The organism is Pseudomonas sp. H3(2019) (genome assembly GCF_007713465.1).
Taxonomy (GTDB): Bacteria; Pseudomonadota; Gammaproteobacteria; order Pseudomonadales; family Pseudomonadaceae; genus Aquipseudomonas.
Window position 1 is genome coordinate 61,370 of record NZ_VMSG01000017.1, and the last position, 21,746, is coordinate 83,115.

18 protein-coding genes and 2 pseudogenes are annotated in these 21,746 nt (G+C 59.7%); 12 read left to right on the forward strand and 8 right to left on the reverse strand.

Going from position 1 to position 21,746, the window contains the following annotated elements:
• Window positions 1-21: 21 nt before the first annotated feature.
• Window positions 22-1,239: a bifunctional glutamate N-acetyltransferase/amino-acid acetyltransferase ArgJ gene (gene argJ, locus FPT12_RS17835; protein WP_145017941.1), complete on the reverse strand. Its 1,218-nt coding sequence runs from the start codon at window positions 1,237-1,239 to the stop codon at window positions 22-24.
• A gap of 138 nt (window positions 1,240-1,377) precedes the next feature.
• Entirely contained in the window at window positions 1,378-4,113 is a 2,736-nt protein-coding gene (secA, locus tag FPT12_RS17840) for a preprotein translocase subunit SecA (RefSeq protein ID WP_145017943.1), read from the reverse strand.
• Window positions 4,114-4,419: 306 nt separating this feature from the next.
• On the opposite strand from secA, the gene FPT12_RS17845 reads away from it, so the two are divergent.
• From FPT12_RS17845 to FPT12_RS17855, 3 genes and pseudogenes are all read left to right on the forward strand, one after another.
• Entirely contained in the window at window positions 4,420-4,875 is a 456-nt protein-coding gene (locus FPT12_RS17845) for a DUF721 domain-containing protein (protein WP_103315022.1), read from the forward strand.
• Between the two features lie 285 nt (window positions 4,876-5,160).
• The gene (locus FPT12_RS17850) at window positions 5,161-7,050 is read left to right on the forward strand and encodes a methyl-accepting chemotaxis protein (RefSeq protein WP_145017945.1); all 1,890 of its coding nucleotides are present in this window, start codon (window positions 5,161-5,163) and stop codon (window positions 7,048-7,050) included.
• A gap of 221 nt (window positions 7,051-7,271) precedes the next feature.
• A pseudogene (locus FPT12_RS17855) lies at window positions 7,272-7,691 on the forward strand (YbhN family protein); the annotation flags it as partial.
• Here FPT12_RS17855 and FPT12_RS17860 read toward each other — a convergent pair.
• A complete protein-coding gene (locus FPT12_RS17860; RefSeq protein WP_145017947.1) occupies window positions 7,678-7,878 on the reverse strand; it encodes a hypothetical protein in 201 nt (66 codons plus the stop codon). The pseudogene FPT12_RS17855 and the gene FPT12_RS17860 sit on opposite strands and share 14 nt — an antisense overlap.
• Before the next feature lie 71 nt (window positions 7,879-7,949).
• Window positions 7,950-8,798, reverse strand: coding sequence for a formyltetrahydrofolate deformylase (purU, locus tag FPT12_RS17865; protein ID WP_145017950.1), 849 nt, complete (start codon window positions 8,796-8,798; stop codon window positions 7,950-7,952).
• Window positions 8,799-9,137: 339 nt separating this feature from the next.
• Between purU and mvaT the strand changes: the two genes are divergently transcribed.
• The gene (gene mvaT, locus FPT12_RS17870) at window positions 9,138-9,512 is read left to right on the forward strand and encodes a histone-like nucleoid-structuring protein MvaT (RefSeq protein WP_005790963.1); all 375 of its coding nucleotides are present in this window, start codon (window positions 9,138-9,140) and stop codon (window positions 9,510-9,512) included.
• A 100-nt stretch (window positions 9,513-9,612) separates the two neighbouring features.
• Here the strand turns inward: mvaT and sbcB are convergent, their stop codons facing one another.
• Window positions 9,613-11,040 (reverse strand): exodeoxyribonuclease I, encoded by a 1,428-nt coding sequence (gene sbcB / locus FPT12_RS17875; protein ID WP_145017952.1) that lies wholly within the window; start codon window positions 11,038-11,040, stop codon window positions 9,613-9,615.
• A gap of 171 nt (window positions 11,041-11,211) precedes the next feature.
• Here sbcB and FPT12_RS17880 point away from each other — a divergent pair, with 171 nt between their 5' ends.
• From FPT12_RS17880 to FPT12_RS17910, 7 genes are all read left to right on the forward strand, one after another.
• A complete protein-coding gene (locus FPT12_RS17880; protein WP_145017954.1) occupies window positions 11,212-11,937 on the forward strand; it encodes an RDD family protein in 726 nt (241 codons plus the stop codon).
• A complete protein-coding gene (locus FPT12_RS17885; RefSeq protein ID WP_145017957.1) occupies window positions 11,934-12,914 on the forward strand; it encodes a stage II sporulation protein M in 981 nt (326 codons plus the stop codon). The genes FPT12_RS17880 and FPT12_RS17885 overlap by 4 nt, the downstream gene beginning before the upstream one ends.
• Complete coding sequence (locus FPT12_RS17890) at window positions 12,901-14,439, forward strand: DUF4129 domain-containing protein (protein WP_145017959.1); 1,539 nt, start codon at window positions 12,901-12,903, stop codon at window positions 14,437-14,439. The genes FPT12_RS17885 and FPT12_RS17890 overlap by 14 nt, the downstream gene beginning before the upstream one ends.
• Entirely contained in the window at window positions 14,436-15,593 is a 1,158-nt protein-coding gene (locus FPT12_RS17895; RefSeq protein ID WP_145017961.1) for a DUF4350 domain-containing protein, read from the forward strand. Before FPT12_RS17890 ends, FPT12_RS17895 begins: the two co-directional genes overlap by 4 nt.
• The gene (locus FPT12_RS17900) at window positions 15,590-16,591 is read left to right on the forward strand and encodes a MoxR family ATPase (RefSeq protein ID WP_145017963.1); all 1,002 of its coding nucleotides are present in this window, start codon (window positions 15,590-15,592) and stop codon (window positions 16,589-16,591) included. Before FPT12_RS17895 ends, FPT12_RS17900 begins: the two co-directional genes overlap by 4 nt.
• An 8-nt stretch (window positions 16,592-16,599) precedes the next feature.
• Window positions 16,600-17,931, forward strand: coding sequence for a DUF58 domain-containing protein (locus FPT12_RS17905; RefSeq protein ID WP_145017965.1), 1,332 nt, complete (start codon window positions 16,600-16,602; stop codon window positions 17,929-17,931).
• A 340-nt stretch (window positions 17,932-18,271) separates the two neighbouring features.
• Window positions 18,272-18,661: a DUF6124 family protein gene (locus FPT12_RS17910; protein WP_145017967.1), complete on the forward strand. Its 390-nt coding sequence runs from the start codon at window positions 18,272-18,274 to the stop codon at window positions 18,659-18,661.
• A gap of 62 nt (window positions 18,662-18,723) precedes the next feature.
• Here the strand turns inward: FPT12_RS17910 and FPT12_RS17915 are convergent, their stop codons facing one another.
• On the reverse strand, window positions 18,724-19,083 hold the full coding sequence (locus FPT12_RS17915) for a PilZ domain-containing protein (RefSeq protein WP_145017969.1): 360 nt from the start codon (window positions 19,081-19,083) through the stop codon (window positions 18,724-18,726).
• Between the two features lie 232 nt (window positions 19,084-19,315).
• Window positions 19,316-19,690, reverse strand: a complete 375-nt coding sequence (locus FPT12_RS17920; RefSeq protein ID WP_145017971.1) for a tol-pal system YbgF family protein — start codon at window positions 19,688-19,690, stop codon at window positions 19,316-19,318.
• Between the two features lie 173 nt (window positions 19,691-19,863).
• Here FPT12_RS17920 and pyk point away from each other — a divergent pair, with 173 nt between their 5' ends.
• On the forward strand, window positions 19,864-21,315 hold the full coding sequence (gene pyk, locus FPT12_RS17925) for a pyruvate kinase (RefSeq protein ID WP_145017973.1): 1,452 nt from the start codon (window positions 19,864-19,866) through the stop codon (window positions 21,313-21,315).
• Window positions 21,316-21,522: 207 nt separating this feature from the next.
• Here the strand turns inward: pyk and FPT12_RS17930 are convergent.
• A pseudogene (locus FPT12_RS17930) lies at window positions 21,523-21,726 on the reverse strand (enoyl-CoA hydratase); the annotation flags it as partial.
• Window positions 21,727-21,746: the final 20 nt, after the last annotated feature.

Below are 21,746 nucleotides of genomic sequence, written 5' to 3' on the forward strand. Positions count from 1 at the left end.
AGCGATACGGTCTAAACGTAATTACGTGCGGTATTCGGCGTTGATCTTCACGTATTCGTGAGACAGGTCGGTGGTCCAGATGGTTTCGCTGCAATCGCCGCGACCCAGCTCGATACGAATGGTGATTTCTTCGCGTTGCATCACGGCCGAACCCTGGGCTTCGGTGTAAGTCGCGGCGCGGGCACCGCGGCTGGCGATGCAGACTTCGCCAAGAAACACGTCGATCTTGCTCACGTCCAGATTCGGCACGCCGGCACGACCAACGGCCGCCAGGATGCGCCCCCAGTTTGGATCGGAGGCGAACAGCGCGGTCTTGATCAATGGCGAATGCGCCACGGTGTAACCGACGTCCAGGCACTCCTGGTGATTGCCTCCGCCGTTGACTTCAACGGTGACGAACTTGGTCGCGCCTTCGCCGTCGCGAACGATCGCCTGGGCCACATCCATGCACACTTCAAACACCGCCTGCTTCAGCGCCGCGAACAGTGGACCGCTGGCTTCGGTGATTTCCGGCAGTGCAGCCTTGCCTGTCGCGATCAGCATGCAGCAGTCGTTGGTCGAGGTGTCGCCATCGATGGTGATGCGGTTGAACGACTTGTTGGCGCCGTCCAGCAACAGGTTCTGCAACACGTCGCGGGAGACTTTGGCGTCGGTGGCGATGTAACCGAGCATAGTCGCCATGTTCGGGCGAATCATGCCGGCGCCTTTGCTGATACCGGTGACGGTGATGGTCACGCCTTCATGCTGGAACTGGCGGCTCGCACCCTTTGGCAGGGTGTCGGTGGTCATGATCCCGGTGGCCGCGGCCTCCCAATTGTTCTCCGACAAGTCGTCGAGGGCAGCTTGCAGCGCACCTTCGATCTTCTCGACCGGCAGCGGCTCACCGATCACGCCGGTGGAGTACGGCAGCACGAGACTGGCATCGACGCCGGTCAATTCAGCCAGTTTGGCGCAGGTGCGCTCGGCGGCAGCCAGACCAGGCTCACCGGTACCGGCGTTGGCATTGCCGGTGTTGGTCAGCAGGTAACGTACCGGGCCTTGTACACGTTGTTTGGCCAGAATCACCGGCGCTGCGCAAAACGCGTTCAACGTGAACACGCCGGCAACCGTAGAACCTTCAGCGCAGCGCATGACCACGACATCTTTGCGCCCGGGGCGCTTGATGCCGGCCGAAGCGATACCGAGTTCAAATCCGGCAACCGGGTGCAACGTTGGCAAAGGACCAAGACCAACAGCCATGAAAGCGCTCCTCTTAATGTAATGTCTGCACCGTCGTCGCCCTGTTCTTTTTAACCTGGCATCGGTGTTTTAAATGGTAAAACGCCGCGACGGCTGATGCCGGTCGCGGCGCGGGTATTTCAATGTCTGGCAGAAATCTTAGTTGATCTGGCCGTGACAGTGTTTGTACTTCTTGCCCGAACCGCAGTAGCACAGCTCATTGCGGCCCAGCTTCTGCTCGTTGCGCACCGGAGCGGCAGCGAGCGCCACATCGACCTCTTCACCCAATAATTCCGGTTGCTCGAGGCCTGGGGCTTCGTCGTGCTGGAATTGCATGCGTGCGGCCAATGCCTCGGCTTCCTGACGCAGACGCGCTTCTTCTTCGATCGGATCTTCGCGGCGAACCTGAACATGCGACAGTACACGAATCGAATCGCGCTTGATCGAATCCAGCAGCTCGGAGAACAGCGTGAACGACTCGCGCTTGTATTCCTGCTTCGGGTTCTTCTGCGCATAGCCACGCAAGTGGATACCGTGACGCAGGTGATCCATGGTCGACAGGTGGTCTTTCCACAGGTCGTCCAGAACGCGCAGCACGATTTGCTTCTCGAAGGTGCGTAGCGCTTCGGCGCTCGCCTGCTCTTCTTTCTCGTTGTACGCCGCCAGCAGCTCTTGCAACAGCTTCTCGCGCAGGGTTTCTTCGTACAGGTGATCGTCTTCGTCGAGCCATTGCTGGATCGGCAGTGCCACCCCGAAGTCGCTTTGCAGGGCCGCTTCCAGACCGGCGACGTCCCACTGCTCAGGCAGCGATTGCGGCGGAATGTGCGCGCTGACCGTTGCGTTTAGCACGTCCTGACGGAAGTCGGCAATGGTTTCGCCGATGTTGTCCGCGGCCAGCAACGTGTTACGCATGTGATAGATCACTTTACGCTGTTCGTTGTTGACGTCGTCGAACTCGAGCAGTTGCTTGCGAATGTCGAAGTTACGACCTTCAACCTTGCGCTGAGCCTTTTCGATGGCGTTGGTCACCATGCGGTGCTCGATCGCTTCGCCAGGCTGCATGCCCAGGGCCTTCATGAAGTTCTTCACCCGGTCAGAAGCAAAGATGCGCATCAGGCTGTCTTCCAGCGACAGGTAGAAACGGCTGGAACCGGCGTCACCCTGACGACCGGCACGACCACGCAGCTGGTTGTCGATACGGCGCGATTCGTGGCGCTCGGAGGCAATCACCTGCAAACCGCCCGATTCGAGCACTTGCTGGTGCCGCTTCTGCCAGTCGGCCTTGATCTGGGCGATCTGCTCCGGGGTCGGATCCTCAAGGGAGGCGACTTCCACTTCCCAGTTACCGCCCAACAGGATGTCGGTACCACGACCGGCCATGTTGGTGGCGATGGTCAGTGCACCCGGACGACCGGCCTGAGCGATGATTTCAGCTTCTTTTTCGTGGAACTTGGCGTTCAGAACCTTGTGTTCGATGCCTTCCTTCACGAGCAGGCCGGACATGTGCTCGGACGTTTCGATGGTCGCGGTGCCCACCAGAACCGGACGGCCCTGAGCCATGCTTTCCTTGATGTCGGCAACGATGGCCGCGTACTTCTCGTCCGCGGTGAGGAACACCAGGTCGTTGTAGTCTTTACGCGCCAGCGGCTTGTTCGGCGGAATGACCATCACCGCCAGACCATAGATCTGGTGGAATTCGAACGCTTCGGTGTCCGCCGTACCGGTCATGCCGGACAGCTTGTTGTAGAGACGGAAGTAGTTCTGGAACGTGGTCGACGCCAGGGTCTGGCTCTCGGCCTGGATGTTCAGGTGTTCCTTGGCTTCGATGGCCTGGTGCAGGCCTTCGGACAGACGGCGACCCGGCATGGTACGACCGGTGTGTTCATCGACCAGTACGACCTGGCCGTCCTGGACGATGTATTCGACGTTGCGGTTGAACAGTTTGTGCGCGCGCAGACCGGAATAAACGTGGGTCAGCAGGCCCAGGTTGTGCGACGAGTACAGGCTCTCACCTTCAGCCAGCAGGCCGATACCGGTCAGCACGTCTTCGATGTACTGGTGACCGGCTTCGTTGAGTTCGACCTGACGGGTCTTCTCGTCAATGGTGTAGTGACCGGCCTTGGTGACGACGCCTTCCACTTCCTCGACGTGCAGTTCCAGTTGCGGGATCAGCTTGTTGATCTCGATGTACAGCCTGGAGCTGTCTTCGGCCTGACCAGAGATGATCAGTGGGGTACGGGCTTCGTCGATCAGGATCGAGTCGACTTCGTCGATCACGGCAAAATTGAGTTCGCGCTGGAATTTTTCTTCCATGCTGAACGCCATGTTGTCGCGCAGGTAGTCGAAACCGAATTCGTTGTTGGTGCCGTAGGTGATGTCGGCGGCGTAGGCAGCACGCTTCTCTTCCGGCGGCTGGAACGGCGTAACCACACCAACGGTCAGGCCGAGGAATTCATAGAGCGGACGCATCCAGTTGGCGTCACGACGAGCCAGGTAGTCGTTCACGGTAACAACGTGCACGCCCTTGCCGGACAGCGCGTTCAGGTAAACCGCCAGTGTCGCCACCAGGGTCTTGCCTTCACCGGTACGCATTTCGGCAATCATGCCTTCGTGCAAGGTCATGCCGCCAATCAACTGAACGTCGAAGTGGCGCATGCCCATCACCCGCTTGCCGGCTTCGCGGGCAACCGCAAAGGCTTCAGGCAGCAGTTTGTCGAGGCTTTCACCTTTGGCGATGCGGGCCTTGAACTCATCAGTCTTGGCGCGCAGCTGATCGTCCGAAAGGGCCACCATTTGCTCTTCGAAGGCATTGACGATCTGTACCGTCTTGAGCATGCGTTTGACTTCACGCTCGTTCTTGCTTCCAAAAAGTTTCTTTAACAAAGGCGCAAACATATCGGCAGGATCTTCCACACAAAGGGATGGAGGGCGGCCCCGTGAGTCGCCCGTGCAGCCCTCATGGCCGCATGCGAACGAGCATTCTACCCGGAAACGATGGTGAGGAAAGTGGCGTTGTTCCACGATGCATGCACAGCGCTGTTACGGGGCTCACTTAAAATAAGGGCATTTTGCTGAACTTCAAGCCATTCACGCCAGAAGTTACTCATTGATTTAATGAGTAAAGCGCTCACAAAGCAATGGCTCAGGCGCATCAAGTGCTTTCTGCTACCATGGCGGCTCTGTTACTTCAGGTGTCTGATCATGGCATTTCGCCCTCTTACGGCCAGAGCACCCGCCGTTCTGCTTCGCGAAGCCAAACCGTTAAAAGCCATTTTCGGCCACGCACAACGCTTGGGTCATTTACAGCGTTTGCTGGAAAGCCAGCTGCAGCCGGCCGCCCGTGAACATTGTCATGTGGCGTCGTGGCGCGAGGGCAGCCTGTTGCTGATCGTCACCGACGGTCATTGGGCAACCCGTCTGCGCTATCAGCAAAAGCGTCTGCAACGGCAACTACAGATGTTCGACGAGTTCGCCAGCCTGACGCGAATCCTGTTCAAGGTACAACCACCGACCGTGCAGCAAGGCGCCGTCGGCCACACCATGGACCTGTCGAGCGATGCGGCTGCGACCATTCAGGCCACCGCCGACGGCATCAGCGATCCGAAATTGCGCGCAGCGCTGGAGCGCCTCGCGGCGCACGCCAAACCGAAGACCTAGAAGCAAAATCAAAAGATCGCAGCCTGCGGCAGCTCCTTGGATGGGTGTAGCTGCCGCAGGCTGCGATCTTTCGCTTTTTGGCCGCCTGTCGCATCGCCGATTTCAAGCCCCTAAGTTTTAGTCCTGCTCAGCCGATAGATACAAGCAAGAGACCAGACAGAGAATCAGGTCCGATAATTCCCTAAGGAAAGACGGAAATATCAGCTTACGTGCGATAGCGCCTGGTTTGCGCGCTTTTTCAAGCAATACGCCCCAACAAAAATACCTAAGCGGACACCACAAGCCATGAACAAAAACCTGCGCTTCAGCCACAAAATCCTGCTTGCAGCCGCGCTCATCGTCATTGCCGCCTTCGCTTCGTTCACGCTGTACAACGACTATTTACAGCGCAACGCGATTCGCCAGGACCTGGACAATTACCTGCATGAGATGGGCGATGTCACGTCCTCCAATATCCAGTCCTGGCTCGCCGGGCGGATTCTCATGGTGGAAAACCTGGCCCAGAACATCGCTCTCAACCCCGAACACGGCAACGTTGCCAACCTGCTTGAGCAGAATGCCCTGGCATCGACCTTCATGGCCCGGTACCTGGGCGATGCCAGCGGTACGTTCATCAACCGCCCGGACTCCAAGATGCCGGACGGCTACGACCCAAGAGTTCGCCCTTGGTACAAAGGCGCGGAAAACAGCAACGGCTCGACACTCACCGAACCGTATATCGATGCGGCAACCGGCCAGACCATCATTTCCATCGCCACCGCCTCGAAAAAAGCCGGACAAAGCATTGGTGTGGTCGGCGGTGACCTGAGCCTGCAAACCCTGATCGACACCCTGACCGCGCGTGACTTTGGTGGCATGGGCTACGCCTTCCTGGTCAGTGCCGACGGCAAGATCCTGGTCCACCCGGACAAAAGCATGGTGATGAAGTCCCTCAGCGAGGCTTACCCGACGAATACCCCGCGTATCGGCGGCGGCATCAGTGAAGTCGAGGTCAACGGCAAAACCCGCATCGTCACCTTCACCCCGATCAAAGGCCTGCCATCGGTCAACTGGTACGTCGGTCTGTCGGTGGACAAAGACAAAGCCTTCGCGATGCTCAGCAGCTTCCGTACCTCGGCGATCATTGCCACGATCATTGCCGTGGCGATCATCATCGCCTTGCTCGGTATGCTGATCCGTATCCTGATCCAGCCACTGCACGTCATGACCCGCGCGATGCAGGACATTGCCGACGGTGAAGGCGACCTGACCCGCCGCCTGACCATCCAGAGCCAGGACGAGTTCGGCATCCTGGGCAGCGCATTCAACCGCTTCGTCGAGCGTATCCACGGTTCGATCCGCGAAGTGTCGTCGGCGACCGAGCACGTCAACGAAGTCGCTCTGCGAGTGGTCAGCGCATCGAACTCGTCGATGCTCAACTCTGACGAACAATCGAGCCGGACCAACAGCGTGGCGGCCGCGATCAATCAGTTGGGCGCGGCGGCTCAGGAGATCGCCCGTAACGCGGCGCAAGCCTCTCACCAGGCCAGCGATGCGCGCAGCCTGGCCGAAGATGGCCAGCAAGTGGTCGACCGCAGCATTGCCGCGATGAATCAGCTGTCGAACATGCTCAGCGCCTCCAGCACCAACATCGAGTCGCTGAATAGCAAGACCGTAAACATCGGGCAGATTCTCGAGGTGATTACCAGCATCTCCCAGCAAACCAACCTGCTGGCGCTCAACGCGGCGATTGAAGCGGCACGGGCCGGTGAGGCCGGACGTGGTTTCGCAGTGGTCGCCGATGAAGTGCGCAACCTGGCGCACCGCACCCAGGAATCGGCGCAACAAGTGCAGACCATGATCGAGGAGCTGCAAGTCGGCGCCCGCGAGTCGGTCAGTACCATGAGCGACAGCCAGCGTCACAGCCAGGACAGCGTAGAGATCGCCAACCTCGCCGGTGAACGCCTGAACAGCGTGACCTTGCGCATCGGCGAGATCGACGGCATGAACCAGTCGGTGGCCACCGCCACCGAAGAGCAAACCGCCGTGGTCGAGTCGATCAACGTCGACATCAGCGAAATCAACACCCTGAATCAGGAAGGCGTGGAAAACCTGCAATCAACACTGCGCGCCTGTTCCGACCTGGAGCAGCAAGCGGCACGCCTGAAGCACTTGGTAGGCAGTTTCCGTATCTAGTACCTGATCTGGCCGTTATCGCGAGATAACGGCCAGTCAACCAACACAAAACCTCGCTGACTCCCCGCCACACATCCCCAACCAAACATCTATCCTTCATAAGGGTCACCCCTAAGGAGAACAACGGATAGAAGGGAGGGTTATCGTGCATGTACCGTCTGCCGAATTTCTCCCGGGTCAACGCCCCTGGCCTGGTCTGGAGCGCGCGCAGTGCCTGGCGTCGTTGGGCACGCAAGCTGCTGCACTTTCTTGCGGCCTTCACGGAAACACTCAAGTTGCCTGTACACACACTGATCACCGTATTTGCGCTGACCTGCGTGCACTGGTTACTGCGCTACAGCGTGTTGTATCTAGCCTTGCGGGGGCTGGGCACGGATCTTCAGTGGGCCTGGAGCTTTTTGATCCAGATGCTGTCACTCAGCGCCGGGCAGTTCAGCCTGTTGCCGGGCGGTGCCGGCGCGGCGGAATTGACGTCGGCAGCGCTGTTGGCGCCGATAGAGGGAAAGTCGACGGCGGCGGCTGCGATTCTGATCTGGCGAGCGGTGACCTATTACTTCTACTTGCTGGCCGGCGCACCGGTGTTCTTGCTGATGGCCGGTAAGCCACTACTGAACAAACTGATGAAGATCAAACAGGCTTAGGGGCGATCTTTTCAGGGCCCACCGTTTCATCGTCAACATCTGGCTTCAACTGCTCCCACAACTGCGCGGCACCGGGAAACTCCGTGCCGTCTTCAGGGCTCAGCTCATCTGGATCGTACCGGCTCAGACACCCCTCGCCCAATGTCGCGGGGGCTTTGGATGTTGCCTTATCCAGTGGATCAGCCATCTCCCCTACCTCACTCTTGCGTAGATCGTTCCCATGCTCTGCGTGGGAACGATCTAATCAGCACTCGGCAATCAGAACACTACGGTTTTATTGCCATGCACCAGCACGCGGTCTTCCAGGTGATAGCGCAGGCCGCGGGCCAGCACCATCTTCTCGACGTCACGGCCGAAACGCACCATGTCTTCGATACTGTCGCTGTGGCTCACGCGCACCACGTCCTGCTCGATGATCGGACCGGCGTCCAGCTCTTCGGTCACGTAGTGGCAGGTCGCGCCGATCAGCTTCACGCCACGCATCGACGCCTGGTGGTACGGCTTGGCGCCGACGAACGATGGCAGGAAACTGTGGTGAATGTTGATCACCTTGTGGGCGTACTCGGTGCACAGTTCCGGCGGCAGGATCTGCATGTAACGCGCCAGCACCACCACTTCGGCGTCATGCTGTTTGACCAGTCGCGACACTTCGGAAAATGCCGGCTCTTTGTTCTGCGGGTCCACCGGCACATGGTAATAAGGAATGCCATGCCACTCGACCATGCTGCGCAGGTCGTCATGGTTGGAAATCACGCAGGAGATTTCACAGTCCAGCTCGTCACTGTGCCAGCGGTGCAGCAAGTCGGCCAGGCAGTGGGATTCGCGGCTGGCCATCAATACCACGCGTTTTTTCTGCGCGGTGTCGGTGATACGCCAGTTCATCGAGAACTCTTCGGCGATCGGCGCAAACGCCTCACGAAACGCCTCAAGGCCGAATGGCAGCGAATCGGCACGAATTTCGTGACGCATGAAAAACCAGCCACTGAGATTGTCCGAGTGATGGCTCGCTTCAGTGATCCAGCCATTGTGTGACGCCAGAAAGTTACTGACTTTAGCAACGATACCGACGCGGTCCGGGCAAGCAATCACTAGCCGAAAAGTGCGCATGGGGGAAAAACTCCAGAACTTCGCAAAGGCCGCCATTCTAGCGATTGCGCAGCAAAACTGCAGTATTCATGACGCCCAGCCCGGCAGAGCACTGCCTCGCCCTGTCGACTGGCGGCATCTGAACGCGCAACAATGTTCTTTAGCGAAATACGCAAGCGGGCTTTTGTGAGTATCTGTGATGAATCCCTGACAAGTTTTAACAGCCGCGTGAGGCTTTTTTCGCTGAACACTCTAATTAAATTAAATAAAAGCCGGCTTAAATGTTTACTTGATGAAACACCCTGACTATTATTGCGCCACTGTACCCTGTCATCCAGCGCCCAACATAAGGTAGTCCTCATGTCCTTGATCAACGAATACCGTGCCACCGAAGAAGCTATCAAAGAGCTGCAAGCCCGTTTGAAGAACCTGTCCCAAGACGACAAACTGCAAACCGAGCTGGAATTCGAAGGCAAACTGCGTACCCTGATGGGCGAATACTCCAAGTCTCTGCGCGACATCATCGCCCTGCTGGATCCAGAGTCCAAAGTTAAAGCGCCACGCGGCGCTGTAAAAACTACCGGCACCAAGCGTGCTCGCAAGGTTAAACAATACAAAAACCCGCACAACGGCGAAGTCATCGAAACCAAAGGTGGCAACCACAAGACGCTGAAAGAGTGGAAAGCCAAGTGGGGCGGTGACGTGGTTGAAGGCTGGGCTACCCTGCTGGGCTAAGCCGCAACCCGCTTCGCAGGTTCATTTGCGAACACCCAAAAACGCCAGCGTCCGCTGGCGTTTTTTTATGCCCCGCCTTCAGGTATTTGTACAGCTTGTTTCAAAGCTCCAAACGCTTGCGTAATGAGTCGACATACTCGCGCCACTCGTCCAGTACCTGTTGCTGAATCGCTGTAGCACTAAGTGACCACTCGGTCATCGCCTCATTAAAACCCTGCAAGGTATTGGGTGCTCCCCATCGCGCGTCTGACAAACGTTGCTGACAGAATAATTTCCAGCGTTCGTGCTCCTCGTGACTCAAGGTCTCGGGAAAGTTACGGGCACGATAACGAAATAATAATTCCGGCAAACGATCATCATCGAACGGCCATTGCTCTTGCGCTAATTGCATCGGGTCCGCATTTCGGACTTGTTCGCATAAACGCCGGTCCCGATCGCCAATGAAGCCGTCGTATAACTGTTGTTCAGGGTCCTCGCTCGGCGAGAAATCCTCGCGGGCATAAATGGCCAGAACTTTATCTCTCCATACTTCTTGTGCGTCACTTAGACGCAGTGCGCGCGCTTCATATTGCGCCATGTCCAGTTGCAGTCGCTGCTGGTCTTCGGCGCGCAACACCGACAACGGAGCCACCACCGGGCAGCGGTTGATGTGAATCAGTTTGAGCGGCACCGGCCATTCGCCTTCGGCCAGATCTTCGCGGCGAGTGTACAAACGCTGACGCAAGGTCTCGGCGTCCTGATCGAGCAGTCCCTGCGGGTCGAGATGCAGGTCGCAGACAATCAATGCATTGCGATTGCGCGGGTGCCAGGCCAGCGGCAAGACCACCCCGACATAGCTGCGGGCTGCCGAGAAACGCCCGGAGATATGCACCATCGGTTGCAACAGCCGGATCTGATCCATGACCTTCTGCTTGCTGCGCAGTTTGAACAGCCAGTCATAGAGTTTTGGCTGCTTGTCGCGGATCAACCGCGCCAGGGCAATCGTCGCTCGCACGTCGGACAACGCATCGTGAGCCTGGCCATGGTCGATGCCATTGGCGGCGGTCAGGCGTTCGAGTTTCAACGTGACGCGACCTTCCTCTTCAGGCCAGACGATACCGTCCGGGCGCAACGCATACGCCGCGCGCACCACATCGATCAGATCCCAGCGACTGTTGCCGCCCTGCCACTCCCGCGCATACGGATCAAAGAAATTCCGGTACAGGCTGTAACGGGTCATTTCATCATCGAAGCGCAAGGTGTTGTAACCGGCACCACAGGTTCCGGGAGCGGCGAGCTGCGCATGAACCCGGGTCATGAAGTCGGCCTCACTCAGGCCTTGCCCGGCCAGGCGGCCGGGGGTGATGCCGGTAATCACACACGCCGCCGGGTGAGGCAGGATGTCGTCGCTTGGCTGGCAGTAGAGATTGACCGGCTCGTCGATCTCATTGAGGTCGAGGTCGGTGCGAATCCCGGCCATTTGCAGCGGACGGTCACAGCGCGGTGAGATGCCTGTGGTTTCGTAGTCGTACCAGAAGATGGAGGTCACGGGGCGTTCCTGAACTTGAGACGGGCGAAGTCTAGGCGTTCAAGCGCGGCGCCGACCAGCAATCTTGCTATTCAAGCATTTCTCGTTGATACCTTGTCATACATAGTTATGTCGCTAGCGCTGCGAACGCTGCTAGCATCGGATCGGTATTGAATCCACCCCAGGTCGATCATGCGCATGACGTCAGCACTGCCAAGGACAGCAACGCTGCCCCCGCCACTGGACACGCGGTATCAGGTTGAAACGCCGGAAGGCATCGATCTGCCACTGCGACCGGCCGGGTTGATGCCCCGTGTACTGGCATTTGCCATCGACCTGGGGGTGCGCGGGCTGGTGCTGGGCCTGCTGTTTATCGCCCTGGCCTTGCTGGGGAAACTCGGCATCGGGCTGGGCTCGGTGCTGCTGTTTCTGGTCAGTTGGTGGTACATGGTGCTGTTCGAGGTCCTCAACCAGGGCTGCTCGCCCGGTAAACAACTGATGCGGCTGCGCGTCGTGCATGACGATGGAACGCCCGTTGGCTGGTCGGCCTCGCTGATCCGCAACCTGTTGCGGTTCGTCGACATGCTGCCGTTCGGCTACAGCCTCGGTGCCATCAGTTGCCTGCAACATCCGACCTTCAAACGGCTGGGCGATATTGCGGCCGGCACACTGGTGATCTACCAAGAACAAGCGGTCACCCGACCACAGATTCCGCAGGCCCTGGCACTGCACCCGCCCTTTGCGCTGACCCTCAATGAGCAACGCGCGGTGCTGGGTTTCGCCGAGCGTCAGGCCGAGCTCTCCAGCGAACGGGTCAACGAACTCGCCGGCATCCTCGCGGAACCACTCCACGTCTCACCGCCCCATGCAGTTGCCAAGCTCAATGGCATCGCTCGCCGTTTGCTGGGGCCGACATGAAACAGAGCCTTTTCGAAAACCGCCATCGAACCGAATGGGATCAGTTTGCCCGGCGGCTCGATTTGCTCGAACGTGGCAAAGCCGACGCCAACGATGGCACCTCGTTCCCCAAGGATTACCGGCGGTTGTGCCAGCACCTCGCGCTGGCACAGGAGCGCGGCTACAGCAGCTACCTGATCGACCCTTTACAACAGCTGGTACTGCGCGGGCACCAGCAGCTTTACCGCCATCGCGGCCGGGTCGGCGCCCATCTGCTGTCCTTTGTCCTCGCCGGTTTTCCTCGCCTGGTCCGTGAGCAATGGCCTTTCGTGCTGGTCTCAAGCCTGCTGTTTTTCGGTTCGCTGATCGGAATCGGCGTGCTGGTGTATCTGTTCCCCGAGCTGATTTATAGCCTGGTCCCGGCCGGACAGGTGTCCGAGATGCAAAGCATGTACGACCCGGCAGCCGGTCACTTGGGGCGCCTGGGTGAACGTGCAGCCAGCGATGACTGGGTAATGTTCGGTTACTACATCATGCACAACATCGGCATCGCCTTTCAGACCTATGCCAGCGGATTGCTGTTTGGCCTGGGCAGCGTGTTTTTTCTGTTCTTCAACGGTTTGATGATCGGTGCGGTTGCCGGTCACCTGACGCACATCGGCTACGGGGAGAACTTCTGGTCGTTCGTCGTCGGCCATGGTGCCTTCGAACTCAGTGCCATCGCCCTCGCCGGTGCGGCTGGCTTGCAACTGGGCTGGGCGCTGATTGCCCCCGGTCGCTTGCCACGCAGTGAAGCACTGCGCCTGGCGGCGCATAAAAGTGTCTTGATGATCTGCGGCGTCATGCTGTTTCTGCTGCTTGCCGCGTTTATCGAAGCCTATTGGTCATCCCGCACCGGGCTTGCACCGCTGATCAAATACCTGGTGGGGGCAGCCCTCTGGTTAGTGATGGCGACTTACCTTATGGTTGCCGGACGTACACGCCATGCGCCTGAGTGACGCCAGCGTGGTCATCCGCCCTCGCACCACCTGGGAAGCCATGGACCTCGGCGTTCTGCTGAGCCAGCAACATCGCCGCCTGCTGATGACCAGTTGGGCCATCGTCACGCTGCCGCTGTTTGCCCTGCTGAGCCTGTTGCTGTGGGACTCGCCCTCGATTGCCGTGCTGCTGTTCTGGTGGTTGAAACCGGCGTTCGAACGGCTGCCGCTGTACATCCTCTCCAGCGCCCTGTTCGGCGAAACCCCGACCTTGAGGCAGGCGCTGCGCCAATGGCCGCGACTGCTCAAACCACAGCTGTTGGCCAGCCTGACATGGCGGCGCTTTGGCCTGAGTCGCAGTTTCATCATGCCGGTCGTGCAGCTTGAAGAGCTCAGCGGTCTGGCACGCCAGCAGCGCCTGGCCGTGCTGCAACAACGCGATCGCGGCGCAGCACGCTGGCTGACGCTGATCGGCGCTCATCTGGAAGTCGCCCTGTGGATCGGCCTGATGGTGCTGTTCTATCTTTTGTTGCCCGCGCAAATCGAACTGAACTGGGACTGGCAAACACTGATCGCCACCCCTGAGCAAGACTGGCTCTGGCTGGACCACCTGATCAATGCGCTCTACGCGCTGATCCTGATCATGTGGGAACCGATCTATGTGGCCTGCGGTTTCAGCCTGTACCTGAACCGTCGCACCCGACTCGAAGCCTGGGATATCGAACTGGTGTTCCGCCGTCTGCGCCAACGCCTGAGCAGCGTCGCTGCCTGCCTGCTGATGCTCGGGTTACTGTGGTTGCCCGCTACGCAGCCACTCTGGGCCGCCGAACCCGCCGACGCCCCCGACAGCCCGCGCCTGCTCCAGCAACCACTGACCAGCCAGGCCGCCAGCAACAGCATCAAGGCCATACTCGACACGCCACCGTTCAAGAATCCGCAGACCGTTACCCACTATCGCTTTGGTAAAGAAACGCCCGATCAACCTGCCAACACGCAAACACCGGGTTGGCTCAAAGCGTTTTTCGCACTGTTGGACAGCCAGCGCTTCGCCGGCCTGGCGCAGGTCATCGAGGTGCTGCTGTGGGCAAGTGTCATCGGTGCCTTCGCGTTACTGATCTGGCGCTACCGCGATTGGCTGCGGACCTTTGTCAGCCGCCGGCCGAGACTGCGTCATACGCCCGCACACCCGGTGCCGGCGCAACTGTTCGGCCTTGACCTCGGCCGCGAGACCCTGCCGGACGACATCGCCGCCAGCGTCGAAAGCCTCTGGTCGACCCAGCCCCGCGAAGCCCTCGGGCTGCTCTACCGGGCCTTGCTCAGCCGTTTGCTGCACGACTTCAACCTCCCGCTGAAAACCGCCGACACCGAGGGCCAGGTGCTGGAACGGGTCCAACAGCTACAAGAACCGGCTCTGCAAACTTTCAGCAGCACGTTGACGGTGCACTGGCAGAACATGGCCTATGGGCATCGCTTGCCACCGGCGCATCTGCAACAGGAACTGTGTGACGGCTGGCGGGCATTGTTCGGCCCGGGAGCTGCGCGTTGAATCGGCGCCTGATCCCTGGCCTGCTGATTGCCGGGCTGCTCGCTGCACTGGCTGTTTATCTGTACCAGCAGGCCACGCCCTATCAGGAAGTCATCGACCACGGTCCCTCCCCCGAAGCTCGAGCCAACCCATATCTGGCGGCCGAACACTTTTTGCGTCAACAAGGGCTGACCGTGACTCACGCCAACAGCCTCGACATCCTGCCGTATCTGGAACCGCATCAACAGAGCCTGTTACTGCTCGGTGATCGCGCCAACATGACCCCGCGCCAGGCCGATCAGGTGCTGAACTGGACCCGTGCCGGTGGACGTTTACTGTTTGTGGCCGAAGCCTTGTGGGATGAAAAAACCGGCAAGAGCGGCGACCTGCTGCTCGACCGGGTGCAACTGCATCAATCCATGAGCAAAGATCTCGGCAATCCACCCCCTGGCGCCGAAGCAGACCCTTACCCGAACCTGACCAAACTCTATCTCGAAGACGAAGACGCTCCGGCCTACGCCAGCTTCGATCCGCAGTTCCACCTCGAAGACCCGAAAAACCTCGCTCAGTCGTGGGCCAACAGCGCGCTTGCCACTCACATGATGCAAATCAGTTATGGCCAGGGTTCGATCACGGTGGTCACCGATGCCGAACTGTGGAAGAACCCGAACATCGGCCAATACGACAACGCCTGGCTGCTCTGGTATCTGTATTCGGACACCGGCGTGACCCTGCTTTTCAATATCGATCACGACAACCTGCTGACCTTGCTGCTGCGTTATTTCCCGCAGGCACTGGTGGCGCTCATCGCGTTGATCGGCCTGTGGATCTGGCATGCCGGGTTACGTCAGGGCCCGGTGCAGGCTCCGGCTCCCAAAGCCCGTCGGCAACTTCAGGAACACTTGCGTGCCAGCGCAAACTTCATGCTGCGTCGCAGCGGTCAGCACAACCTGCTGCTGGCTCTGCAACACGATGTACTGCGCCGCGCCCGACACCGTCACCCAGGCTTCGAACAACTCGGCGTTGCCGAACAATGGCAGGTGCTCGCGCGCCTGACCGGTCAACCGACCCGCGCCATCAGCCAGGCACTCGCCCCTCAGCCCGGACAGCGGTTGTCCAGCGCCGAGTTCAGCCGTCAGGTCGCCCACCTGCAAATCCTCAGGAATGCCTTATGAATGACTCCATCGAACCTGCCGGCCTGACCCATGCCACCCAACAACGCCAGCGCGCCAGCCAACTGGCGCAAGCGGTGCGCCTTGAATTGCAGAAGGCCGTCATCGGCCAGGACACGGTGATTGACGATGTACTCACCGCGCTGATTGCCGGTGGCCATGTGCTGCTCGAAGGTGTTCCGGGGCTGGGCAAGACGTTGCTGGTGCGTGCCCTCGCCCGCTGCTTCGGTGGCGAGTTTGCGCGCATTCAATTCACCCCGGACCTGATGCCCAGCGACGTCACCGGGCATGCGGTGTACGACCTGCAAACCGAACAGTTCAAACTGCGTAAAGGCCCACTGTTCACCAACCTGTTGCTGGCCGACGAAATCAACCGCGCTCCGGCGAAAACCCAGGCCGCGTTGCTCGAAGCCATGCAGGAACGCCAGGTCACCCTTGAAGGCCGCGCCCTGCCGATTGCGCAACCGTTCATGGTGCTGGCGACGCAAAACCCCATTGAACAGGAAGGCACTTACCCCCTGCCCGAAGCGGAGCTCGACCGTTTCATGCTCAAGGTGCGCATGGACTACCCCGATGCCGATCAAGAGTTGAACATGGTCCGTCAGGTCAGCCGCTCGACCCGCGCCGACATGCTCGATGTGCAACCGTTGCGCACCGTCCTGCAAGCCAAGGATGTACTGGCCTTGCAACGGATCGCCAGCGACCTGCCGCTGGACGAACAGGTGCTGGACTACGCCGTGCGCCTGGCGCGCACCACTCGCAACTGGCCCGGTCTGACCCTCGGTGCCGGCCCACGGGCGACGATTGCCCTGGTGCGGGTAGCACGGGCACGGGCGCTGCTGCGCGGTGGCGAATTCGTGATTCCGGATGACATCAAAGGCTGCGCACTGGCCGTGTTGCGCCATCGCGTGCGAATCGCCCCGGAGCTGGACATCGAAGGGCTGGAAGTCGATCAGGTGCTCAGGCAGTTGCTTGATCAGGTTCCGGCACCAAGGATGTGACCACAGCCATGAAACCCACCCGTCTCTTGCTGATCTGGCTCGCCGTCCTGCTGGGCCTGAGCATCGTGCTGGGCACATTCAGGGCCTTGGGTTTCAGCGTTGCACCGAGCCTGCTGTCGATCAACTGGGGCTTGCTGCTGGCGCTTCTATTGCTGGCGCTGCTCGATGCCGTCCGGCTCATGCGCCTGCCGTCACCCCGCGTGCAACGTCGGATGCCCGGCAGCCTCGCGCTCGGACGTTGGGGCGAAGTCCATGTGGAGATTGCGCACGACTATAGGCAATCACTGAACGTGCAACTGTTCGACCACGTCCCCGACGGCCTGAGCTTCGAACACCTGCCGCAAACGGTCGAACTGCAACCCGGCCAGCACTGCCTGATCAGTTATCGCCTGCGCCCTCTGCGGCGCGGCCACTTCAGCTTCGAGCGCTGCGAAATCAACCTGCCCAGCCCCTTCGGTTTATGGTCCGCCCGGCGCTACCTGAGCGTCGCCGACAGCACCCGCGTCTACCCGGATTTCGCCCGCCTGTACGGCGCGCAGTTACTGGCCGTCGACAACTGGCTCAGCCAGCTCGGCGTGCGCCAGCGGCAACGTCGCGGGTTGGGTCTGGAGTTTCATCAACTGCGCGAATTTCGCGAAGGTGACAGCCTGCGCCAGATCGACTGGAAAGCCACCGCCCGCCAACGTACACCGATTGCCCGTGAGTACCAGGACGAGCGCGACCAGCAGATCATCTTCCTGCTCGACTGCGGCCGACGCATGCGCAGCCAGGACGCTGAACTGGCGCATTTCGACCATGCGCTCAATGTCTGTCTGTTGCTCAGCTATGTGGCGTTACGTCAGGGCGACGCCGTCGGTCTTTGTACCTTCGCCAACGAACACCCGCGCTACCTCGCCCCGGTCAAAGGCACGGGCCAGCTCAATGTGTTGCTCAACGCCGTCTACGACCTCGGCAGCAGCCAACGTCCGGCCGACTACCAGGCCGCCGCCAGCCAATTGCTGGCCCGACAAAAACGTCGGGCGCTGGTGGTGCTGATCACCAACCTACGCGATGAAGACGACGAAGAACTGTTGAGCGCCGTCAAACGCCTGGGCAAACAGCATCGCGTGCTGGTCGCCAGTTTGCGTGAAGAGGTGCTCGACACCGTGCGACAAACGCCAGTGCAAACCCTGGACGACGCTCTCGCCTATTGCGGAACGCTGGACTATTTGAATGCCAGAGCCGAACTCCATGAGCGGTTGAGTGCTCATGGAGTGCCGGTGCTGGACGTGCGGCCCAGCGAACTGGGCGCGGCGTTGGTGACGCGGTATTTGAGTTGGAAAAGGGCCGGGGCGCTCTAAAAGTCTTACCACAACCATGTGACCGGCCTGAGGCTACAAATCCTTGCGCCGCAGCCTACAGATCCGCCAGAATCCGCCCGCTTGTGCGCCTTGGCCGCCCCGGCTAACGTGAGTCCTGTCGCTGCCCATCAGCGATCGGGTTTAGTCGCCCGTGGTTGTAAGTAAGGTGCACAAGCGTCATCCAGTCAGGTATTCCCTATCCCTGCACTTGATGGTGGCTGTGCGCAGGGCGCCCTCGGGCGCGCCGGCTTCTTATTTCCCCGGTCGACTAACCTGCGTACAGCCGCCACCCTTCGTTTAGTCGCGAATCGGTGGCAGCCCCATTAAAGGAAGTAAGAAAATGTTCAAAGCCACACCTAATCCCCCCGAACACGACAACGTTTCCCCCTACGATTCCCCCGACTCGAAAAAACTCCACGCCGCCGCGCACAAGGCGCTGGACCACTACCTCAAACCTGGCACCGGCAACCCGCGCGACTATGAACGGCGCTCGCTAAAGTTCTTCGCCGTGCTTCCCGACATCAATAACGAAGCCTTGATGGCCTACACCTACGAGACCTTCTGCTCGGTGAGCACCTTGATCCTCGACCTGTCCGATGACCTGGAAGACAAGCACCGCAACCTGGCGCTGGCGATCCATCAGTTGACCGAGCACGGGTTGTTGTTGGTGGAGAAGGCGCTGGACAACGAGTACCCGATTCAGCCAATCAACTATGGGCTTCAGCTGTAGCGCGTTGAACGTCAAAAGATCGCAGGCTGCGATCTTTTGATCTTCCGATGTGTGGGTAAGGCTTAAGCCGAAGCTGGCAGCGGGTAAAAGCTGAAGTACTGTCGCAAGGCGCTGACCAGTTGCCCGTATTCGGGCGGTGCGCGTTGCACCACAAACCCGGCGTCGTAATGCTGAGGGGTGACGTCTTCATGGCACCACAGGCAACAGGCACGCAGGTCGATCACCTGCAAAACACCGTCGCTGGCGGGGATTCTCAGGCGCAGGTCAAACGCAGCGCCCACCATCATCGGCAACGGACTGATGAGCATCAGGCCGTCTTCGGACGCATGGCCGAGAAAGCCGATGGGCTTGTCCGTGACGCTGTTGAACACTCTCAGAAAATGCGGCAGTTGATGCCGCTCGATCCGGCGGTCAGTGAACATGCTGAGTATCACTATAGAAAGCCCTTGAGCAGGGCCGCACTGATGCTTCGCAACGGACCTGCCACGCGCAGGTGCGCTGTCCCCGCGTCCCGGTGCGAACGTCACGGTTGTGCATTCGCCTTACCACTGCCGTTCACGGGTGTTACCGCGTTTAGGTTGAACATTCTAAAACGCGCTAATCGAAGATTAGCTCAAGGCTGGCACACACCCAGCCTTTAAATGACCACCCGCATTACAAAGGCGCGGGCGTGCTTTTGGCGCCACTGCGCGGCGGGTACCAACCCAACGATTGCAACGTTTCCAGCCGTGCGCGGGCACGGTAAGCGTACTCGTTGTCCGGGTACTGGGCGATGATGAACTGGTAAGTCTGGGCTGCATCGACGTAGAGCTTCTGACGTTCCAGGCACTGCCCGCGCAGCATCGACACTTCCGGCTGTATATAGCGCCGCGCCCGGCTGTTGCGATCAACCTGGGACAATTCGAGCATCGCGTCCTCGCAGTTGCCTCGGTCATAAGCGCGGTAGGCGTTGTTCAAATGATGGTCCATCGACCAACGGGTGCAGCCCGCGGCACTGAGGGCAAGGGCGGCAATGAGCACGAATCGCATGGGGGGTTCTCCTGTCTTGAGCTCTGTATCGACCCGTTGGCGAAAATCTTCAGGAGGCTTCGAATCAAAGTTGTACGGTTCAATAAAGAAAGCAATAAGTAGTGCAAACGAACAATGACTACACCAACGGACCGTAGTAGCCTCACTCAGCGCTTGAACTCAGGAGTCTCTGCATGTCCGTCCGTCGTACCAAAATCGTCGCTACCCTTGGCCCGGCCAGTAACTCGCCGGAAGTTCTCGAACAGCTGATTCTGGCTGGCCTGGACGTTGCCCGTTTGAACTTCTCCCACGGCACCCCCGACGAGCACAAGGCTCGCGCCAGGCTGGTGCGCGAGCTCGCCGCCAAGCACGGCCGCTTCGTCGCCCTGCTGGGTGACCTGCAAGGCCCGAAAATCCGTATCGCCAAATTTGCCAACAAGCGCATCGAGCTGAAGATCGGTGATCAATTCACCTTCTCCACCAGCCATCCGCTGACCGAAGGCAACCAGCAAGTGGTCGGCATCGACTATCCGGACCTGGTCAAGGATTGCGGCGTGGGCGACGAGCTGCTGCTCGACGACGGCCGCGTGGTGATGCGCGTCGATACCGCCACCGCCACCGAACTGCATTGCACCGTGACCATCGGCGGCCCGCTGTCGGACCACAAAGGCATCAACCGTCGCGGTGGCGGCCTGACCGCCCCAGCCCTGACGGAAAAAGACAAGGCCGACATCAAGCTCGCCGCGGAAATGGAAGTCGACTACCTCGCGGTGTCCTTCCCGCGTGACGCCGCCGACATGGAATACGCCCGCCAACTGCGCGACGAAGCCGGCGGCACCGCCTGGCTGGTGGCGAAGATCGAGCGCGCCGAAGCCGTGGCCGATGACGAAACCCTCGACGGCCTGATCAAGGCCTCCGACGCCGTGATGGTCGCCCGTGGTGACCTGGGCGTGGAAATCGGCGACGCCGAGCTGGTGGGTATTCAGAAGAAGATCATCCTGCACGCACGCCGCCACAACAAAGCGGTGATCGTGGCGACCCAGATGATGGAGTCGATGATCCAGAACCCGATGCCAACCCGCGCTGAAGTGTCCGACGTGGCCAACGCCGTGCTCGACTACACCGACGCCGTGATGCTCTCGGCTGAAAGCGCCGCCGGCCAATACCCGCTCGAAGCGGTCCAGGCCATGGCGCGGATTTGCATCGGCGCTGAAAAGCACCCGACCAGCAAAACCTCCAGCCATCGCATCGGTAAAGTGTTCGAAAGCTGCGACCAGAGCATCGCCCTGGCCGCCATGTACACGGCCAACCACTTCCCGGGCGTGAAGGCGATCATCGCCTTGACCGAAAGTGGCTACACGCCGTTGATCATGTCGCGCATTCGTTCTTCGGTACCGATCTACGCGTTCTCCCCGCACCGCGAAACCCAGGCCCGCGCGGCCATGTTCCGTGGTGTCTACACCGTACCGTTCGACCCGGCATCGTTGCCGCCCGAACAAGTCAGCCAGGCCGCAATCGACGAGTTGCTCAAACGCGGTGTGGTCGAGAAAGGCGACTGGGTCATCCTGACCAAGGGCGACAGCTACCACACCATCGGCGGCACCAACGGCATGAAAATCCTGCACGTTGGCGACAAGATGGTCTGAGTTTCAGATCGCTGAAACGCAAAAGCCCCGTCATGTGAATGGCGGGGCTTTTTGGTTTCTGCTCCTGAATATGTGTTGTCTGGACTGCCGCCATCGCGAGCAAGCTCGCTCCCACATTGGCCGGAGGTGTTCACACATTATGTGTCCACCACAATACCCTGTGGGAGCGAGCTTGCTCGCGATGAGGCCCGCCCAGTCACCGCACACTCAATGCCGGTTGATAAACCCCAACAACGCCGCAATCGCTTCCGGCGAGCGCAGCCGTTGAGTGAACAGGTTGCCCTCCTCCTCGATCGCTTTGCGCAGTTGCTCTCGGTCCAGGGCTTTCATCAATTGTTTGCTGATGCGCACTGCTTCAGGTGCCAGTGTTTCGAAGCGCAATGCCATCGCGCGCGCCTTGGCCACTGCGGCGATCACCGGTTTGTGGCATT

Excerpts from the sequence above, each read along its gene's own strand:
- FPT12_RS17845 (WP_103315022.1), top strand. The coding sequence starts at position 4,420 with ATGGCATTTCGCCCTCTTACGGCCAGAGCACCCGCCGTTCTGCTTCGC.
- FPT12_RS17920 (WP_145017971.1), bottom strand. The coding sequence starts at position 19,690 with ATGCGATTCGTGCTCATTGCCGCCCTTGCCCTCAGTGCCGCGGGCTGC.
- argJ (WP_145017941.1), bottom strand. The coding sequence starts at position 1,239 with ATGGCTGTTGGTCTTGGTCCTTTGCCAACGTTGCACCCGGTTGCCGGA.
- FPT12_RS17915 (WP_145017969.1), bottom strand. The coding sequence starts at position 19,083 with ATGTTCACTGACCGCCGGATCGAGCGGCATCAACTGCCGCATTTTCTG.
- secA (WP_145017943.1), bottom strand. The coding sequence starts at position 4,113 with ATGTTTGCGCCTTTGTTAAAGAAACTTTTTGGAAGCAAGAACGAGCGT.
- FPT12_RS17885 (WP_145017957.1), top strand. The coding sequence starts at position 11,934 with ATGAAACAGAGCCTTTTCGAAAACCGCCATCGAACCGAATGGGATCAG.
- FPT12_RS17900 (WP_145017963.1), top strand. The coding sequence starts at position 15,590 with ATGAATGACTCCATCGAACCTGCCGGCCTGACCCATGCCACCCAACAA.
- FPT12_RS17880 (WP_145017954.1), top strand. The coding sequence starts at position 11,212 with ATGCGCATGACGTCAGCACTGCCAAGGACAGCAACGCTGCCCCCGCCA.
- pyk (WP_145017973.1), top strand. The coding sequence starts at position 19,864 with ATGTCCGTCCGTCGTACCAAAATCGTCGCTACCCTTGGCCCGGCCAGT.
- FPT12_RS17905 (WP_145017965.1), top strand. The coding sequence starts at position 16,600 with ATGAAACCCACCCGTCTCTTGCTGATCTGGCTCGCCGTCCTGCTGGGC.
- FPT12_RS17860 (WP_145017947.1), bottom strand. The coding sequence starts at position 7,878 with ATGGCTGATCCACTGGATAAGGCAACATCCAAAGCCCCCGCGACATTG.
- mvaT (WP_005790963.1), top strand. The coding sequence starts at position 9,138 with ATGTCCTTGATCAACGAATACCGTGCCACCGAAGAAGCTATCAAAGAG.
- FPT12_RS17910 (WP_145017967.1), top strand. The coding sequence starts at position 18,272 with ATGTTCAAAGCCACACCTAATCCCCCCGAACACGACAACGTTTCCCCC.
- FPT12_RS17890 (WP_145017959.1), top strand. The coding sequence starts at position 12,901 with ATGCGCCTGAGTGACGCCAGCGTGGTCATCCGCCCTCGCACCACCTGG.
- purU (WP_145017950.1), bottom strand. The coding sequence starts at position 8,798 with ATGCGCACTTTTCGGCTAGTGATTGCTTGCCCGGACCGCGTCGGTATC.
- FPT12_RS17850 (WP_145017945.1), top strand. The coding sequence starts at position 5,161 with ATGAACAAAAACCTGCGCTTCAGCCACAAAATCCTGCTTGCAGCCGCG.